The sequence below is a fragment of the Kaistella palustris DSM 21579 genome (assembly GCF_000422265.1).
GTDB lineage: Bacteria > Bacteroidota > Bacteroidia > Flavobacteriales > Weeksellaceae > Kaistella > Kaistella palustris.
Genome location: NZ_AULL01000018.1, coordinates 56,199 through 73,372, shown reverse-complemented (window position 1 = coordinate 73,372; position 17,174 = coordinate 56,199). Strand labels below are relative to the sequence as shown.

The window sequence follows — 17,174 nt, the reverse complement described above, 5'->3', positions numbered from 1 at the left end:
GGTGATCCGCAGATCTGCATTTCAAGACAGGAATTTCGGCTTAAAAAGGGGAAACAGATTCATAAAAAAAGATCTTTACTTCGGTCTATGCGGATGTTTATTCAATGTGTATTTCGCTGATTTATGAAGGTTAGATAATTTTTTTTGATTTGCGCTTTTACTTTTCCGCAACAACTTTTACCAAAGATTTTATGTGAATGAGGTCCTGCATGAGTTTTTCTCGCGAGTCTGCCAACACATTGATATGTCCCATTTTACGGCCCGGTTTCGTGTCTGTTTTTCCGTAAAGATGTACATAGGAATTTGGGAGTTTCAAGACATTTTCCAAACCTTCATATTTCACTTTACCGGAATGGTGTTCGTCGCCAACCAGGTTTAACATACCTGAATAGGCGAAATGTGAAGTATCTGCTAAAGGTAAATTTTTCAGCACGCGGTAAAACTGCTCAAACTGCGAATTGGTATTGCCCTCCTGCGTCTGGTGGCCGGAATTGTGCAGTCGGGGCGCGGTTTCATTAACCCAGACTTTTCCATCCGTATCGAGGAAAAGTTCTATGGCAAACAAACCTTCAGAATTCGCAGCCTGCATGAACTGTTCAGCAATTTTATCGATCTGTGTCTGAACATCGTCAGTAATCTGGGCCGGGCAGATATTAAAATCCAGAAGGTTGAGCTGCGGATCGGCCACCATTTCTGTGACCGGAAAAGTCTTGATTTCGCCGCTTTCATTTTTAGCAATAATCAAAGACAGCTCCTTATCAATATCAACAAGTTTTTCCAAAACCGAAGGTTCGTCCCACAGTTTACTGAGATCGTTTTCATCTTTAATGACCTGCACGCCTTTGCCATCATAACCGCCGGTATTTAATTTCTGCACAAACGGAAAGCCAATTATGATCTCTTCCTCACGGGAAAGTATAACCTGGAATTCAGGACTTGGGATTTGGTGTTCCTCATAAAACTGTTTCTGCAAAATTTTCTGCTGAATGATCTTTATGATATTTGAGCTCGGGATGACCTTGACACCTTTCTCTTCCAGCATTTCGAGACCTTCTACACTTACATGTTCAATTTCGATTGAAACCACATCTTTATCTTTTCCGAAACTGAAAACCGTATTTTTATCATTAAAATTGCCCTGCGTGAAAAAAGAAATATGCGCACAGGAACATTCCGGTTTGGGATCGAGCACGTAAAATTCGTCATCATATTTCAAAGCTTCCTGAATCAGCATTCGGCCTAACTGGCCGCCGCCTAAAATTCCGATTTTCATATTTATTTTATTTTGTCGATTTTTAAATAGCCAATGTGGGTAAAGTTTTCCTGCAGTTCTTCGGGTGATTTCACGAGCTGAATTGAATATTTACTTTTCATTTCCGGCGGCAGGATATCATTCACTTTAAAAATATCATCAATGTCGACGCCGTGTTTGTCATCAATATGGCTGGTCGCATTTTTAAATCCCATTGTTTTATAAAACTCGGTCTGCTTTACTCTTTTAATGATTTCGCCCAGCGATTTTCCCACCATTAAATATTGCTGGTGAAGCTCCTCAAATCTGCCGGGCTGATATCCACCAAGATTGATGAAAAAAAGATGCTCATCGAAAACCTTCGAGGTCTTCTCCACGATCTTAATTTCGAAACCGTCTGCAAACTGCACTTCCTGATAACAGTCGATATGAATCTGACCTTTTGCCTCGGGCCAGAAACTTTTCATGTGCGGGATCAAATCCTTCAGTGTTTCTGCGATACCAAAAAACACGTCGTGCTGCTCGGTATTCCTGCCCGTTGGTGTGGCTCCGAGAATGGTATAAAATAATTTCATGTTAATTTTTTTGCCGGTCCGGCTGATTAAGGTGCGAAAATGATGTTGTTTAAGAGCGCCTCCGCCTTCAGTTCAGTTTCCTGCCATTCTTTTGCTGGCTGGCTGTCTGCGGTAATTCCGCCACCAACGTAGATCAGCGCGGCATTTCGGAAAAACTCTGCACAGCGTAAATTTACAAAATACTGCAGGAAACCCTCAGTTTCTATTTCAATGTAGCCGGCGTAGAATTTCCGTGGATGTTCTTCGAAATCATCAATAATATCTTTACAAATCGCTTTGGGAATGCCGCATACAGCCGGCGTGGGATGAAGTTCAGCAATAAGTTGCGGCAAAATTTCCGCTGAGACCGCGGCTTTAAAATCGGTGCGTAAATGTTTGATGTTTCCGGAGATATGATCGCATGTTTCGCCCTGTTCTACCGACTGCGAATAATTTACCAGTACACTTTTAATAAAATCTGTAACCGCCATCTGCTCCTCGGTTTCTTTGGCAGACCAGGTTTCATTTAAAGGAAGCGTGCCCGCAAGGCTCATGGTTTCGAAGGCGCCGCTTTTGCGGTTGAACTTTCCCAAAAGTTCCGAAAATGCTCCTAACCAACAACGCTCACCTTTAATGAAAAAATAAACCAAAGCATTTGGATAGGAATTGCAAAGCTGCAGAAAAGTCCTCGATAAACTGACTATTTTATTGCTGAGGTCTAAGAGTTTGCGGCGCGAAATCACCACTTTCGCAAGTTGCTTTTGCTTGATGACATCAATTACTTCGCTGATTTTCTGCTCATAGAAAGTCCGGGATTCTTCAGTAAAATCATTAATTTCAGAAATTAATTCATCGCTGAAAACTTCATTTTTTAAAAAGTCACGCTCCGAAATTTCGGTGATATTGCCGGTGAAGAAAAGTTTTTCATTTTCATCAAAGGAATGAAAAGTCACCGCATTTTCCGATGAATCTTCATCTGTAGTATAAAGCTGGTCGGAAAAAGGAAATCGAAAATAGAGCATTGTATCTGTATTATCCGGAATATAAATCTAATATAACGGTGCTTACCGCGGAATAATATTATTTGTCATGGTCGTATGGTTGATGAGCTCACCTTTCTCGTCGCGTATTTCGATTTCCGAAACGTGCATGGTTTTTCCTTTGCGGATGAATTTTGCAGTGCCCGTAACCAGACCTTCTCTCTTACTTCTTAAATGGTTGGAATTGATGTTGGTTCCGACCGGCGCAAATTTTTCGGTATCTACATGTATGACCGAAAGACAGGAACCCAGCGTTTCTGCCAGCACGCAACTGGCGCCGCCGTGCATAATTCCGTATGGCTGATGAACTTTTGGTGTCACAGGCATTGTAGCAGTAAGCGTTGTAGAAGTGACATCTGTAAACACGATATCTAAGGTCTTACCTAAATTTTCGCCGCCCCAGGTGTTCAGTTTTTCTAATATCTGTTCTTTATTTTCCATTTAAAAATGAGGTTGAGTTTAAATTTTGCCGGTTTTTTGGAATATCAGTAGATTTTCGGATTCCATTTTTCGGGATATTTTGGCGTGATTTTTTTGTAATAATCTTCCATTTCCCGCATAATGTCTTCGTATGGGCGGGTTTCGAGATCGTGTACAGAAATTTTATAGCCGAGGTGAATTTCTTTTTGTTTAAAATCGCCGGCCGCTACTACGATGGGAACTTTCGCCGCCAAAGCCATGTGGTAAAAACCTTTGCGCCACTTTGGTACCCAGCTTCGGGTTCCTTCGGGCGTGATCACCAGGCTGAAACTGTCTTTTTTAAATTCATCGACCACAAATTTTACGAGGTCATTTTTCTGTGACCTGTCGATGCCGATGCCGCCCAGCGCCTTTACCACAAAACCATACCAGGCTTTGGTGTGCGCATCTTTGATGATCACCTTCAAGGGTTTATCCAGCGCCCAATATGCCAGGTTTCCGAGCAGATATTCTTCATTGGCCGTATGCGGTGCGACAACCAGGATGCAGCGGTCGAGATTATTCACATCGCCTTCGAGCACGATTTTCCAGCCGATGATCTTGAGGATAAGTTTTGCGAGGATCTTTTTCATGAGGGTAAAATTCTGGAAACAGAAAAAAAATTTCGTACAGTTAACAAAAAAGTATAACCAAAGATCTGGTTATACTTTTACAAATATATTGAATAAATTCTTCTAAAATAAACTGCTGATCAGATCAACGATTTTTACTGCGATCTCGAAAACGAACTGTACCATGTTGTAGATTTTAAAATGTTAATTGATAATCTGAAAATTAACGATACGAAATTAGGTATTTTACCGCTGACCATGCAATCCCGAATGTTAAATTTTAATTAAAATTTGGTATGGATGAACAAGCGAAAAGCAGTTTCTGTATCCTCAGCACCAGCAAAGATGATTGGGTTGCAGTCTGCTGCTTTTGCTTATCCACTCTCATTATTTGGTTTTAATGGAAATTTCTTTCTTTCCGTTTTTGATGGAGATGTTCACATTCTTTAGGTCCTTGAAATCCACATCCATAGAATCGATCATTCGTTTTCCGGTTTCTTTGGAAACTTTTTTACCGTTCACAATCATCGAATCTCTGTTCCCGGAATTTGCCACGATGGAATTCTTGCCGATGTTGATGTTCACATTGTCACTCATATCATCATCATCATTATCATCGCGGTTACCATCACCATCCAGCTCTCCTTCCAGGTTCAGCACGTTGTCTCGGACTTTGAAGATCTTGGTTTTCTGCGGAACAACAAGTTCATAATTCACATTGTAATTTCGGAATCGGTGCTCGTAGGGATATTTTACAAAGTTTGGCAGCAGAATCCGATTACCCTGAATCTCCACAGGAACATTGAGCTGAATTGGAATATTATAGCCTTTTCCTTCTTTTTTAATGACAAGATAAGGCGCAGTGATATCGGATTTTCTGGTAACATCCACCGATGGATAATCTTCTTCGAACACCATTTTCTTGTCAGAATAAATATCATCATCGTAACCTGTAAAATTCTGAGGAATCGTGACCTGCTTTAAATCCACATATAAACTGTCGGACGTGGTGTTGATGTCTACATTTTCGGTATCCTCTTTATGACCTTTCAGGAAGGCTTCCTTTTTGGCCATGCTCACGCCGAAATAAGCGCCCAGAGCCATTAGCGTTATAAACAGTGCGCCAATTACCCAACCTACATTTCTCAGTTTTGTTTTTGGCGAAAAGATCTTAATGCTTAACAGACTGAAGAGTATCGCCGGAATGAGAGAACCGATGATGATGATTGCAGAGAGAATCTTATCCAGACCGTTATCAGCAAAGTAAAACCGGATCTCATTGGCACCCGGAAAATTGGTATCCATACCGAACATTCCGAAAAGAACAAATACGCCGATGATACTGCCAATCGCCATCATCGCTAAAATTCCACCGATAATGTATTTTATCACATTCCACAAGCCGCTGCCAGCTCTGTCGATGTAAGGTTTGTTTTCGTTGTAGATCTCACCTACTCTTTGCGTAGATTCATTTGCAAACTGTACAATTTTGGTGCTCTCTTCTTTTAAATTGTCAAAGTTCATCGGCTTTCCCTTCATCTTCAGGAAATCTGTAGCCGTTTCTGCCTTAGGTAATACTGCCCAAAGTATCACGTAGATCAGAATGATCAGCATGGTAGAAATCGCAGCGCTGAAGATCCCGAGAATTGCAATTCCGAGCCAGATCGCACGCATTGCGCTCACATCCATTCCCACATAATGCGCTAAACCTGCGCAGACACCGGCAATTTTCTGTTTTTCCGGATCGCGGAAAAGTTGTTTTGAGCCGCTGTATGCGGTAGAAGTGCGGCTTTCTTTTTTTGCAGATTTTTCGGAGAAGTACGCTTCTTCCTGTTCTTCAATCTGCTCCGGGCGGCCGATCTGAGCGATCACTTTTTCTACGTCGGTATCATTGATCACTTCCCGTTTACCGAGAGAGTCCTTGAATATCTCGACCATCCGGATTTCGATATCGTGCATTACTTCATCTGCCTCACCAGCATCGAGCGAGCTTTTAAGGGCGGCCAGATAATCGCTGAGTTTTATATATGCGTGTTCCTCGATTGTGAAAGAGAAACCGGCAAGTCCTATTGAGAGTGTCTTGTTCATCTTTTTAAGAATTTGGTTGGAACGCGCTGTCGGCAGTTTCCGTGGGGTTATCGTTTTTGGTAATTTGGGTAACGGATTCGGTCAGTTCCGTCCAGGTTGTCATCAGTTCGGCAAGAAACAGTTTGCCTTTGTCTGTCATCTGGTAGTACTTGCGTGGCGGGCCGCCGGTTGATTCTTCCCACCGGTAAGCAAGGAATTCACCATTTTTCAATCTTGTGAGGAGCGGATACAGAGTCCCTTCCACCACATCCAGTTTTCCTTTTTTCAGCTCATCGATAAGGTCGGAAACATACATCTCCTTTTTATCAATCAAACTCAAAATGCAGAATTCCAGAATGCCTTTTCGCATTTGCGCTTTGGTATTTTCTGTGTTCATTTGTAAGAGGTTATTATTAGTTCTGTAAGAATTTGGCTGCGTATTTTAAAAGTTAATTTATCTAGAATTAAACCTTGTTTCAAAATCCTTCTCCAATCTTACAATACAAAGATATATAATTTATTTAGTATTATGCAATACAAAGTAGTAAATATTTTTAAATTTATTGTGTAAATATTTTTCTGCAACACCGAAAAGCCCCATCAATAAAGGCTTTACGCAATTTCAGCTTCATTAGAAAAAAACAAAAAAAATATCCACTTCAGAGCTGAGGCGGATAATTTCGTGATTATTTTAAAAGATTTTAAAGGTTACCGGTCAAAGTCGGACCTTGAAAAGTGCAGCAACCTTCGGTTTTCGGCGCGCAGTTCTTCCATTTTTTCGAGTAAATGATGCAGGACTTCCAATCCCGGAAGATTGACTTCCAGATCATAATGCCAGTTGGCAAACCGCTCGAAAGCCGGCAGTTCCTCATAACGCAGATATTTAATGTCGTTTTCGTTTTCTGTATGCAGAAGTCCCGACTCTTCCAGCGAATCGAAAAAGGCGATCTCTATATTGTAGATTCTTACAAGCTCTTCACGTGATATTCTCTCAACCATTTTTTAAATCTTTTAACTGTTGGAACAGGTCTTTTTCTTTCTTTGTGAGGTCTGTCGGCAGTTTTACCACATAGGTCACAAACAGATCTCCGAATTCGCCTTCTTTTTTATAAACTTGGAATCCTTTGCCTTTCAGGCGGACTTTGGTGCCGCTTTGTGTTTCGGGTTTTACTTTTAAAATCACACTTCCGTCAAGCGTATGAACCGTAACTTCGCCACCAAGAATTGCGGTATAAAGGTCAATTTCTACATCTGCAGCTAAATTATCGCCGTTTCTTTTAAAGTGGTGATCTTCCTGAATATTGAAGGTGATGTATAGGTCACCATTTGGCCCACCATTAACGCCGGGATTTCCGTGTCCGCGCAGTTTAATTTTCTGCCCGTCGGCAACACCAGCAGGAATGGTGATGCGCACTTTTTTACCATTGATGTCAAATGTTTGCTGATGGGTTTTTGCAGCATCGCGTAAATGCAGATTCAGTTCTGCGGAAATATCCTGCCCTTTGAACTTACCCGAAGCACTGCCGCGCGAACTTCTGCCAAAACCGCTGCCACCACCGCCGCCAAACATACTTTGAAAGAAATCTGAGAAGTCTGCACCTTCGCCAAAGTCTGAGTCGGAAAAACCTCCATAACTGCCGCCCTGCTGCGAACGCTGCTGCTGCTGCTGCTGTGTTTTTTCATATTCTTCGCCATGTTTCCAGTGTTCGCCGTACTTGTCGTATTTCTGGCGGTTCTCAGGATGGCTCAGCACTTCGTTGGCTTCATTGATTTCTTTAAATTTCCTTTCGGCCTCTTTGTCACCGGGATTTACATCGGGATGAAATTTTCGGGCGAGTTTCCGGTAGGCTTTTTTAATCTGCTCAGCGGTGGCTTTTTTGTCGACGCCCAGTATTTTATAATAATCGATATATGCCATGAAGTTGTATGCTTTCTTCAAATTTAAAAAATTCCAAAGGCAATCTGATTTAAAATTGTGTTAAAATTTTTGCTCAGGAATTTTGAAGTCTTTAATAAAAAACAAAAATGCAACCTTTAAATCGAAGGTTTACCATAATTTTCGGAACTTCGGTCGTATGAAAAAATTTGCCATACTTTCTTCGGCTTTCCTGTTAATGAGTTGTACAAAAGAGGTTACAAACGGTAATTCCGTCCAGGAAACAGGTGCCGGCCGTGCGCACACTACAGTTGATGACGGCAAGGAAAATTCTGATGTAAGCAAAGAACAAAACCTTAAAAACCTAAACGACAGCCTATTAAAAAGTCTGGAAGATAAAAATTATTCGGATTTTGCCAACTTCATCCATCCTAAAAAAGGCGTTACGTTTTCGATGTACGGACATGTAGATCCGGAGCGCTCAAAACATTTTACAAAAGAGGAATTTACGCAATATCTTCCAACACATACGAAGTTTACGTGGGGTGAAAAAGACGGCACGGGCGAGCTGCTGGTACTTTCGATCAAAGATTATTTTGACGAATGGATTTACCGCGCGAATTTTGCAACCGGCGAATATGCACTGAATACTTATAAAGGAGAAGGAAACAGCTCAAAAAACATCAGGGAAATTTTTCCCAATGCTGACTTTACCGAAAATTATGTCGCAGGTTCACAGGCATCTTCGGGCATGGACTGGAAATCGCTGCGGTTCGTGTTTGAACAATTTGAAGGTCAATATTATCTCATCGCCGTAGTTAACGATCAGTGGACCATTTAATCAAAAAAAAATTGCGGCAGCACAATTCTCATTAATAAAGTAAAATGAAAAAGGCTGCTCCGTTTTGAAGCAACCTTTTCATTAATAAGCATATAGCATTATTTGTACGCCTCAATTGCACTGTTCAACAGATCAACTTGCTTGTTGATTGTTGTGCTGGATGGGTTTGCTTTCAAAACCGCCATTTTCTTTGCAAGGCCGTCCTTTAAAATCTGAACGATCATCATTTTTGCCTGGGGGTTCTGACCGATCTGGCCTTTCACCTGCATTAAAACTTTGGTTACATTTTCCGTGGCTTTTAGATTATCCGTAGACATGATCCAGTTGAAAGCTTCTTCGGCAGCAGTTCCAAGTTCCGGTTTCTGGAATTTGATGAAAGGGTAAAAAGCAGCTGTTGACGCAATTGCAGGCATCTGTTTTTCAATTTTATTCTTTACAATGACCGGCAAAAGCTCCATAATAATATCATCGCTTGCTCCTTCCAGATCAATTTTATCAGCGAGGGCCGCAACTCTGGCAGGATCTACCGCTGCAATGGCTGCAAGAGAATTTGCTTTAACGGAGTTTGAAACTGCATTTAGTCCTTTCTCGAAAAGTGGTAAATATTTTTTATCCTTTGTTTTTCCCAAAGCCGCGGTGGCAGCGCCCTGCACCAAAGTTTTGGGATCATTCGCCGCCAGCTTTTCTACATCTGCGAGCGCCGCTTTGGACTGATCGGCTTTGGAGAGATCCAGCGAATTCAGTGCCTTCATACGGATGCGGAAATTCTTATCCTTGAGTGCAGCAGTGAGAATTTTGAGTGCAACGGGATTTTTGGACGCGTTCTCTGAAGCATTTTCCACAGCTTTGTAACGGCTCAGGAATTCTGTAGCACCGGTATACTGGGTTAAATACTGCTCCGGCGTTTTATTGTCCGTAAATTCCGCGACCAACACGCCATCTGCATTTATATCAACAAGTTCAGGGTTTTTTGAAACTGTAAACGTGAAGGCATTTTTTTCCTTAGCACTTACCCACACATTTTTGCGTGTTGGTTTGCCATTTTCGTAAAGATCGATTGCCAGCGGAAACTGAAAATTCTGGCCGATCTGGTCCTGACTTACGGTCACGGTAACCTGCTTTTTCACCGGTTCGAAATTCGTGGTGTAAGAAATCTTCGGATGTCCGCTGCCATAATACCACTGACTGAAAAACCAGTTCATATCTTTTCCGGAAACTTTTTCCATAGAAAGCCGAAGCTGCTGTGCTTCGCCACTTCCATATTCGTTGGTTTTCAAATAGTCATTTAGTCCCGCAAAAAAGGCATCGTCGCCCAGATAATTCCGCATCATGTGCAGGATCGCACCGCCTTTGTTATAAGAAACGCCATCGAACATATCTTCGCGGGAGTGATAATTGAAACGCACGAGATCTTTAGATGGATTTGAAGGATCCATCATGTATCCTTTGGTCTCTTTCATCAAACCGTAATCGGCGATATCTTTGCCGTATTTGTGCTCATTCCAGAGATACTGGGAATAATTTGCAAAAGATTCGTTTACTGTAAGGTTGCTCCAACTTTCTGCCGTTACAAGATCACCGAACCAGTGGTGAAACAGTTCATGAGCAATAGTATCTTCCCAACGGTTTTCATCGATGAGGTCGCCGGGTTTCTGCTGGGCAGATTCCTGGTGCAGCACCGCGGTGGTATTTTCCATAGCGCCGGATACATAATCTCTGCCGGTAATCTGCGCAAATTTGGACCACGGATAATCGTAATTTAATTTTTTGGAAAAGAATTCGATCATTTCCGGTGTATCACCAAAAATCTGTTTTGCGTAAGGTTCATATTCTTTTTCTACGTAATAATCTACGGGAATATTGCGCCATTTATCTTTAACAACAGCATACTCGCCCACGCCCATAAAAAACAGATACGGCGAATGTCTTTTCGACATTACCCAGTGATCGGTGCGCAATCCATTACCGTCCTTTACAGAGGATTCCATAATTCCGTTGGACAGAGTGACGTACTTATCCGGCACAGTCATGTAGATTTCGTTTGTGGTTTTCTGATTGGGTTTATCGATGGTGGGGAACCAGGCTGAACTGGCTTCGGTCTCGCCCTGTGTCCAGATTTGTGTGGGTTTATCGGGATCGGTGCCTTGTGCGTTGATGAAATACAGACCTTTCGCATCGGAGATCGCCGCACTTCCCTTTTGAGTCACCTCGTTCGGACGTGCCGTATATTTTATATAAACGGTATAATCCTGGTCGCGGTTATAGGTTTTGTCCAGATTAATTTTGAGCATATCATTTTTATACTCATATTTCAGTGGCGTTTTACTGCCGTTTTTATCTAAGGCCACTTCGTGGATGAGCATTGCCTTGGCATCCAGCACCAGAGAATCAGTGGGATAAAAATAGGGTGATGCGGTGAGCCATTCTTCGCCGGCCATCTGTTCCTTTTGGTAATCGAAACTCACTTTCAGTTTGGTGTGTTTCAACTCTGTAGTTTTGGTATGCGTTTGGCGGTAAATCTCGGTTCTGCCGGAAGTATCGGTCTGTGCAAAGGCAGTTCCGGAGAAAAGGATTCCGAGCAGACTAAGTGACAGTACAATTTTTTTCATAGATAAGTTTGTTTTTAACTGAAAATTCCCCCTTAAATAAGTTTGATTATTTTTAAGAGAAATAAAAATATTAAGATTTGGGTTTTAAAAATGTATCGAAAAGGTCATTAACAAGTCCGTCATAATCGCCACTTTTTAACTGTTGCTTTCCTTTGTTCACCGCTTTTCTCAGATCGCTTTAGGCATTTGCTTCATCGGTTATTTCCACGGATCTGATGCCTTTGATCTGGATCAAAAGTTCGGAGAGTTTCCCTACATCAACATTTTCTTCGAGATTGATTTTTAAAGTTCTCATTGAACGATAGGTATTTAATTTAAAAGAAAAGTTACAAAGAAAGTGGCCCGTAAGAAATTCAGTCCTAACAATAATTTAAGTTTTTGACAATAACTTCTTTTTACAGGAAACCTGCAGCCCGACTTGAACGGAGCTCTTTTTTATTGCAGGCTGAGCGGAGCCGAAGCCTGCAAGAAAAAAAGCGGGAGTGGAAGGCGGAAATTGCTGCCCAAAAAACAAAAACTGAGGAATTAAACAGCGACCGGCGCTTTAATTCCAGGATCTGGCGAATAATTTTCTAAAGTAAAATCTTCATAATCAAAATCGAAAATATCCTTGATCTCCGGATTAAGTTTCATGGTGGGCAAAGGCTTTGGCGTGCGTGAAAGTTGTCTTTCAACCTGTTCAAAATGATTGCTATAAATATGAACATCGCCGAAAGTGTGTACGTAATCGCCAACTTTCAAATCGCAAACCTGAGCAACCATCATTAACAGCAAGGCATAACTCGCGATATTAAAAGGAACGCCTAAAAAAACATCTGCGCTTCTTTGATAAAGCTGCAGCGATAATTTTCCATCGGCAACATAAAACTGAAAAAGTGCGTGGCAAGGTGCTAAAGCCATATTCGGGATCTCCGCGGTATTCCAGGCAGAAACTATGAGACGGCGCGAATCCGGATTTTTTTTAATCTGCTCAATAACCTCTGTGATCTGATCGACTACTTTACCGTCAGCGCCCGTCCAGCTGCGCCATTGTGCGCCGTAAACCGGACCAAGATTTCCATTTTCATCGGCCCATTCGTTCCAGATCGAAACACCGTTATCATTCAGATATTTAATATTGGTATCGCCCTTCAAAAACCACAAAAGTTCATAAATAATTGATTTTAAATGTACTTTTTTCGTGGTCATTAAAGGAAAACCTTTCGACAAATCATAGCGCAATTGATAACCGAAAATACTTCGTGTTCCGGTGCCGGTTCGGTCGGTTTTGTCGGTTCCGTTTTCTTTTATATGTTGAAGAAGGTCGAGGTAATTTTGCATTAAAAATAATTTGAAAATGTGATGATTTGCTGAGTCGAAAAATTGAATTCAGAAAAAAGTCAGGCGGCCAAATTTACCAAATTTTTATAATTTTTTGTCTCGTCGAATTCAAAGAAAATTCATCGCCTTGAGATTTCCCAGCCATTGCCTGAGCTACAGGACTTTCGGGAGAGATTAAAAATATTTTCCGCTGAGCCATGTCTATAATTCCAAAAGAAACTGCGATATAAAAAAGTCCTTTATCGGTTTCCACCAAACTACCCAAACCTACTATTTGATGCGGATTGGTATTGATGAATTTTAAAAAATTTTTTGCTTTTAGATTTTCATTCAACTGAAGCTGAAGCGTATTGATTTCCTGCTGAACCATTTCACGCGACGTTTCGTACTTATCGCCCATTGAACTTTTGGTCTCGTTGTTTGCAGCGCGTGTTTCGGCAATCAGAAATTCCAGATTATCAATTTTTTCTGAAAGTTTCAGATGAACGATCTTCAGGATTTCAGATTTATTCATTTAAAATTTTAAAAATAAATTTTGGCTAAAGACAGTGAAATCTTTCATAAAGGAAAACGCGCATAGTCCGTAAAACTCAAAAAACATTGCTGATTGTGGTCATTTTTTTATTTAGCCATCACCGCATAACCGCCAATAGGGAGGTAAAAGCTTTTATCCTGCGCAAAATCCTTGACAGGTCCGCTGAATACATTTCTGAAAACTCCCGAAATATTAGCATCATCGATGGTGAAAGAAACTGCCTCTTTAGAAAAGTTCAGAACGGTCAACACCGCATCGTTCCCGTTTTTTCGTACGTAGGCTAAAATTTTATCGTCTGCAGATGTTTTCAAAATGGTAGTTGTTGCAGCCGGATCGCCCCCACGAAGTGCCGGATTGTTTGATTTTAAGGTAAACAGCGTTTTATAGAAATCAGCCATTTCATAAGTGCCGTTCCACTCGATCGGGTCTTTTTCAAAAAATTCCAGACGTTTCATATTGGGGAGTTCCTGCCCGGAATAGATGAGCGGAATGCCGTTCCAGGTGGCAGAAAAAACCGCCAAAGGTTTTGCGATAACGCCATATTTTTCGTATTCAGTTCCGTTCCAGGTATTTTCGTCGTGATTGGTTGTAAACCAGGCGCGCATGGAACTGTCACCAATTGCGGTATATTTTTGCAGCAAATCCTTCAGCTCAGCCAGTGGCAGATCTTTCTTGTAATATTCCTCGGTTTTATGCATCCAGGTCCATGTATAGCTGGCGTCGAAAACTTTGCCATATTCAGGATTATCGAGCTCATCGAACTCGCCGATGAAGAAGAGCGGTTTTATTTTTTCAACTTCAGGTCTTGCCTGTTCCCAGAAATCGACTTCAACCCAACTCGCCAGGTCGCAGCGGAATCCATCGATATTTGTTTCGCTTACCCAATATTTCATGGCATCGATCATGGCGGTTCTCATGTCGGGATTGCTGTAATCGAGTTCTATGATATCTTCCATTCCGGAAGCAATATGGAATTTACCGTCGGCATCGTGCAGATAATATTCAGGATGAGAAACAGTCCACACATGATCCCAGCCTGTATGGTTTGCCACCCAGTCGATGATCACTTTGAAACCCATCTTATGTGCTTCATTCACCATGTGTTTAAAATCTTCGAGCGTGCCGAATTCCGGATTGATGGAGACGTAATCGTGCGCCGCATACTGACTGCCAAGACTTCCTTTTTTCACTTTTTGGGAGATCGGAGTTATCGGCATAAACCACAGGGTTTTCACACCCATATCTTTCAGGCGCGGCAGTTCTTTTTCAAATGCGCGGAAAGTACCTTCCTCTGTATATTGCCTTACGTTTACTTCGTAGATGTTGGTGGTATGTTTCCAGTCTGCCGGTGCGTTGGTCATTGTTGTTATTTTTTGAGTCGTACAGGAGAGAATTCCCAAAGCTGTGATTGCCAGAAGCAAAAGTTTTTTCATTGCGAATTGTTTCGCACAAATGTATCAATAATAAAGCTATGAAGCAATTCCCGGCGAGTCAGCCAGGCGTCTTTCCACAAAAAAACCCCGAAAAATCGGGGCTGTGTCTTACACTTCGTCGGAGTCATCTTTATCGAAGAAATCTTCTTCGAAATCATCGTCATCGTCATCGAAATCATCATCGTCTTCTTCAGCAAAACTGCCCGAAGAGAAATTGGTATCATATTCGTCGAAATCATCATTCAACAAAGGAATGGAAGAGTTTTTCGAGTTCTTTTTCGTGCTTTTGCTTGGTGCTTTCAGCGGCATATTGCCGAAACGGAAAACGGTGATCGGATAGTTTACGGAAGGTTTTTCGTCCTGAATTTCCACCAGCTCGCAGAAGAACTCCCAGAGATCCATAAATCCGTACTGAAAGTGAATCTTATCGCCTTTCTTTTCGAAAGCTTCATTCAGATAAATATCGCTCATGATCTCGCCATCGCCATCATCGCTCATATCTTCCAGCGGCACCGATTTTACAATGGTTCCGTCAGAATCCAGGATATTGAATACCGACAGGTCGTCGCCCATAAGACTGAAAGCGCTCTTAATACCAAGATGTAAATTCCAAAGATTCTGCTTATCCTTAATCTCGACATCTCTGAAAATGTCGTCTTTAGCATCTAAAATTACACGTATCTTATAAATCATTTTTATCCTTTAAAAATTTTGGGGATTGTACTTTTTCAGATTGAATTGCGGGTACAAATATAAAACAATTGCTTTTTGGCAAAAGGGAATTTGCTTTTTTTTTATTTGAAATATTTACCTACATTTTGCCGCTGCCTAGTTGGCTTTTTCGAGCAGAAAGTGGAAGCGCGAACCCTCCAAATATACACTTTCTACGTAAATGTTTTCGCCGTGTGCCTCCAGGATATGCTTCACAATTGCAAGACCGAGACCGGAGCCGCCGTCGGCTCTGTTTCTGCTGGTTTCCACGCGGTAGAACCGCTCAAATATCCGTGGCAGCACTTCGGGTTTTATGCCCATGCCGTTATCGGAAACCTCTACGAAAACTTTATTCTGAAGGATTTCTGTGCGTACAATGATCTGTGCCTGGTTCCGGTTGGCGTAATGTATGGCATTGGAAACCAGGTTGATCAAAACCTGCGAAATCTTGTGTTGATCGGCTTTTACAAAGATCTGTGGCGAAGAAGTCTGCAGAATCACTCTGGAATCTTTTCTCTGCGCCTCCAGATCTAAAAGGTCGGTGATTTCTTTAATTAAAGAATTGATGTCGAACTTTGTAATATTCAGGGAAATAGCGCCGGCTTCATATTGGTTAATTGAATCCAGATCCTGTACGATCGCCAGCAGCCGCTCTACAGACTGATCGATCCTCTGCAGATATTTATCCCGTATGGCCAGGTTTTCCACACCGCCATCGATCAGGGTTTCCACGTAACCCTGAAGTGTGAACAGCGGCGTTTTCAGCTCGTGCGACACATTGCCAAGATACTCTTTTCGGTAATTTTCCATTTCCTTCATGGTGTCGAGTTCGGTGGCATTTCGCTGACTGAATTCTGAGACGCGCTCGCCGAGCTCCCTGAAGTTTAAATTGCTTTCATCCTTTTGCAGAAAATCATCAGGTAGAATGGTGGAGATTTTGCGGATCTGTTTTTTGCCGTAATAATTAAAGAGATATTCCAAAATCATATAATTCAGGCCAAAAATAATAACGACACACCAGAAAAGTGTAAGATAAAAGGTATTGTTATCATGTACCACCGTCTCTTTGGTATGATTGAAAAGCAGCGCTACCACAGACATTGCCACTGTAAGAAATAGCGAGGCGATTAAAGTAAGGCGGTGAAATTTCATTGTCCTAAAGTTACACAACTAATTTATAGCCGATGCCTTTCAGCGTTTGTATGGTGTTGATGCCGAGTTTTTCCCGCAGTCTGCGGATATGCACATCGATGGTTCTTTCGCCTACCACAACATCGTTTCCCCAAACTTTCTCCAGAATTTCGTCGCGGTTAAAAACTTTTCCGGTATTTGAAGCCAGCAGATAAAGAAGATCAAATTCTTTTTTTGGCAACATAAAGAGCTGTCCCGCTTTCGACACGCGGAAACTGTCTTTATCGATGAGCAAATCGCCGATCTCGATATTCTTTGAGGAAGCTGAAGCCTGCGTGGTTAACTGCAGAAGCGCATTAACTTTAGAAATTAAAACTTTTGGTTTAATGATCTTTACAATATAATCATTGGCACCTGCCTGAAAGCCGGCAAGCTGCGAAAATTCCTCACTGCGCGCGGAAAGAAAAACGATCAGGGTTTTCTGCAGTTCTTTTATTTTCCGTAGATCCTGGCAGGTTTCTATACCATCTTTTTCGGGCATCATCACATCGAGAAGAATAAGATCGGGAAGAATTTCGCGGGCTTTTTCTATACCTTCGGCGCCGTTGCACGCGGTAGAAACTTCGTAACCTTCTTTTTCCAAATTGTAGGACAGGATCTCCAGAATATCCTGTTCATCATCGATCAGAAGAATTTTTTTCTGTTTCATTTTCAGTTTTTAACCTTTCAAAATTACTTAAAAATAAGATGGCAAAAACCGGGTCCGCAAATATT

17 protein-coding genes are annotated in these 17,174 nt (G+C 41.7%); 1 reads left to right on the top strand and 16 read right to left on the bottom strand.

Features of this window, described 5'->3' with window-relative positions:
• Nucleotides 1-157: 157 nt before the first annotated feature.
• From H562_RS0108690 to H562_RS0108645, 9 genes are all read right to left on the bottom strand, one after another.
• On the bottom strand, nt 158-1,273 hold the full coding sequence (locus tag H562_RS0108690; protein WP_027377148.1) for a 5-(carboxyamino)imidazole ribonucleotide synthase: 1,116 nt from the start codon (nt 1,271-1,273) through the stop codon (nt 158-160).
• Between the two features lie 2 nt (nt 1,274-1,275).
• Complete coding sequence (locus H562_RS0108685; RefSeq protein ID WP_027377147.1) at nt 1,276-1,827, bottom strand: DUF1543 domain-containing protein; 552 nt, start codon at nt 1,825-1,827, stop codon at nt 1,276-1,278.
• A gap of 26 nt (nt 1,828-1,853) precedes the next feature.
• Nucleotides 1,854-2,828 (bottom strand): chorismate-binding protein, encoded by a 975-nt coding sequence (locus H562_RS0108680; protein ID WP_027377146.1) that lies wholly within the window; start codon nt 2,826-2,828, stop codon nt 1,854-1,856.
• 42 nt (nt 2,829-2,870) lie between these two features.
• On the bottom strand, nt 2,871-3,287 hold the full coding sequence (locus H562_RS0108675; RefSeq protein WP_027377145.1) for a PaaI family thioesterase: 417 nt from the start codon (nt 3,285-3,287) through the stop codon (nt 2,871-2,873).
• Between the two features lie 44 nt (nt 3,288-3,331).
• Nucleotides 3,332-3,898 (bottom strand): 1-acyl-sn-glycerol-3-phosphate acyltransferase, encoded by a 567-nt coding sequence (locus H562_RS0108670; RefSeq protein WP_027377144.1) that lies wholly within the window; start codon nt 3,896-3,898, stop codon nt 3,332-3,334.
• A 366-nt stretch (nt 3,899-4,264) separates the two neighbouring features.
• A complete protein-coding gene (locus H562_RS0108660) occupies nt 4,265-5,965 on the bottom strand; it encodes a PspC domain-containing protein (RefSeq protein ID WP_027377143.1) in 1,701 nt (566 codons plus the stop codon).
• Between the two features lie 4 nt (nt 5,966-5,969).
• On the bottom strand, nt 5,970-6,341 hold the full coding sequence (locus tag H562_RS14895; protein ID WP_051190454.1) for a PadR family transcriptional regulator: 372 nt from the start codon (nt 6,339-6,341) through the stop codon (nt 5,970-5,972).
• A 311-nt stretch (nt 6,342-6,652) separates the two neighbouring features.
• Nucleotides 6,653-6,943: a chaperone modulator CbpM gene (locus H562_RS0108650; protein WP_027377142.1), complete on the bottom strand. Its 291-nt coding sequence runs from the start codon at nt 6,941-6,943 to the stop codon at nt 6,653-6,655.
• Entirely contained in the window at nt 6,936-7,862 is a 927-nt protein-coding gene (locus H562_RS0108645) for a DnaJ C-terminal domain-containing protein (RefSeq protein ID WP_027377141.1), read from the bottom strand. Before H562_RS0108645 ends, H562_RS0108650 begins: the two co-directional genes overlap by 8 nt.
• A 157-nt stretch (nt 7,863-8,019) precedes the next feature.
• On the opposite strand from H562_RS0108645, the gene H562_RS0108640 reads away from it, so the two are divergent.
• Complete coding sequence (locus H562_RS0108640) at nt 8,020-8,661, top strand: hypothetical protein (RefSeq protein WP_027377140.1); 642 nt, start codon at nt 8,020-8,022, stop codon at nt 8,659-8,661.
• Between the two features lie 98 nt (nt 8,662-8,759).
• Here H562_RS0108640 and H562_RS0108630 read toward each other — a convergent pair whose 3' ends face one another.
• The 7 genes from H562_RS0108630 to H562_RS0108590 form a co-directional block, all read right to left on the bottom strand.
• Nucleotides 8,760-11,270, bottom strand: a complete 2,511-nt coding sequence (locus H562_RS0108630; protein WP_027377139.1) for a M1 family metallopeptidase — start codon at nt 11,268-11,270, stop codon at nt 8,760-8,762.
• Between the two features lie 525 nt (nt 11,271-11,795).
• Nucleotides 11,796-12,590, bottom strand: coding sequence for a thymidylate synthase (locus H562_RS0108615; protein WP_027377138.1), 795 nt, complete (start codon nt 12,588-12,590; stop codon nt 11,796-11,798).
• Between the two features lie 73 nt (nt 12,591-12,663).
• Nucleotides 12,664-13,104, bottom strand: a complete 441-nt coding sequence (locus tag H562_RS0108610; protein ID WP_027377137.1) for a GreA/GreB family elongation factor — start codon at nt 13,102-13,104, stop codon at nt 12,664-12,666.
• A gap of 107 nt (nt 13,105-13,211) precedes the next feature.
• Nucleotides 13,212-14,558 (bottom strand): alpha-amylase family glycosyl hydrolase, encoded by a 1,347-nt coding sequence (locus H562_RS0108605; protein WP_027377136.1) that lies wholly within the window; start codon nt 14,556-14,558, stop codon nt 13,212-13,214.
• 108 nt (nt 14,559-14,666) lie between these two features.
• The gene (locus H562_RS0108600; protein ID WP_027377135.1) at nt 14,667-15,251 is read right to left on the bottom strand and encodes an IS1096 element passenger TnpR family protein; all 585 of its coding nucleotides are present in this window, start codon (nt 15,249-15,251) and stop codon (nt 14,667-14,669) included.
• A 135-nt stretch (nt 15,252-15,386) separates the two neighbouring features.
• Nucleotides 15,387-16,421, bottom strand: coding sequence for a sensor histidine kinase (locus H562_RS0108595; protein ID WP_027377134.1), 1,035 nt, complete (start codon nt 16,419-16,421; stop codon nt 15,387-15,389).
• A 10-nt stretch (nt 16,422-16,431) separates the two neighbouring features.
• Complete coding sequence (locus tag H562_RS0108590; RefSeq protein ID WP_027377133.1) at nt 16,432-17,109, bottom strand: response regulator transcription factor; 678 nt, start codon at nt 17,107-17,109, stop codon at nt 16,432-16,434.
• Nucleotides 17,110-17,174: the final 65 nt, after the last annotated feature.

What these genes read in the sequence shown, in the direction of transcription:
- H562_RS0108690 (WP_027377148.1), bottom strand. Translation starts at nt 1,273, where the DNA reads ATGAAAATCGGAATTTTAGGCGGCGGCCAGTTAGGCCGAATGCTGATT.
- H562_RS0108685 (WP_027377147.1), bottom strand. Translation starts at nt 1,827, where the DNA reads ATGAAATTATTTTATACCATTCTCGGAGCCACACCAACGGGCAGGAAT.
- H562_RS0108680 (WP_027377146.1), bottom strand. Translation starts at nt 2,828, where the DNA reads ATGCTCTATTTTCGATTTCCTTTTTCCGACCAGCTTTATACTACAGAT.
- H562_RS0108675 (WP_027377145.1), bottom strand. Translation starts at nt 3,287, where the DNA reads ATGGAAAATAAAGAACAGATATTAGAAAAACTGAACACCTGGGGCGGC.
- H562_RS0108670 (WP_027377144.1), bottom strand. Translation starts at nt 3,898, where the DNA reads ATGAAAAAGATCCTCGCAAAACTTATCCTCAAGATCATCGGCTGGAAA.
- H562_RS0108660 (WP_027377143.1), bottom strand. Translation starts at nt 5,965, where the DNA reads ATGAACAAGACACTCTCAATAGGACTTGCCGGTTTCTCTTTCACAATC.
- H562_RS14895 (WP_051190454.1), bottom strand. Translation starts at nt 6,341, where the DNA reads ATGAACACAGAAAATACCAAAGCGCAAATGCGAAAAGGCATTCTGGAA.
- H562_RS0108650 (WP_027377142.1), bottom strand. Translation starts at nt 6,943, where the DNA reads ATGGTTGAGAGAATATCACGTGAAGAGCTTGTAAGAATCTACAATATA.
- H562_RS0108645 (WP_027377141.1), bottom strand. Translation starts at nt 7,862, where the DNA reads ATGGCATATATCGATTATTATAAAATACTGGGCGTCGACAAAAAAGCC.
- H562_RS0108640 (WP_027377140.1), top strand. Translation starts at nt 8,020, where the DNA reads ATGAAAAAATTTGCCATACTTTCTTCGGCTTTCCTGTTAATGAGTTGT.
- H562_RS0108630 (WP_027377139.1), bottom strand. Translation starts at nt 11,270, where the DNA reads ATGAAAAAAATTGTACTGTCACTTAGTCTGCTCGGAATCCTTTTCTCC.
- H562_RS0108615 (WP_027377138.1), bottom strand. Translation starts at nt 12,590, where the DNA reads ATGCAAAATTACCTCGACCTTCTTCAACATATAAAAGAAAACGGAACC.
- H562_RS0108610 (WP_027377137.1), bottom strand. Translation starts at nt 13,104, where the DNA reads ATGAATAAATCTGAAATCCTGAAGATCGTTCATCTGAAACTTTCAGAA.
- H562_RS0108605 (WP_027377136.1), bottom strand. Translation starts at nt 14,558, where the DNA reads ATGAAAAAACTTTTGCTTCTGGCAATCACAGCTTTGGGAATTCTCTCC.
- H562_RS0108600 (WP_027377135.1), bottom strand. Translation starts at nt 15,251, where the DNA reads ATGATTTATAAGATACGTGTAATTTTAGATGCTAAAGACGACATTTTC.
- H562_RS0108595 (WP_027377134.1), bottom strand. Translation starts at nt 16,421, where the DNA reads ATGAAATTTCACCGCCTTACTTTAATCGCCTCGCTATTTCTTACAGTG.
- H562_RS0108590 (WP_027377133.1), bottom strand. Translation starts at nt 17,109, where the DNA reads ATGAAACAGAAAAAAATTCTTCTGATCGATGATGAACAGGATATTCTG.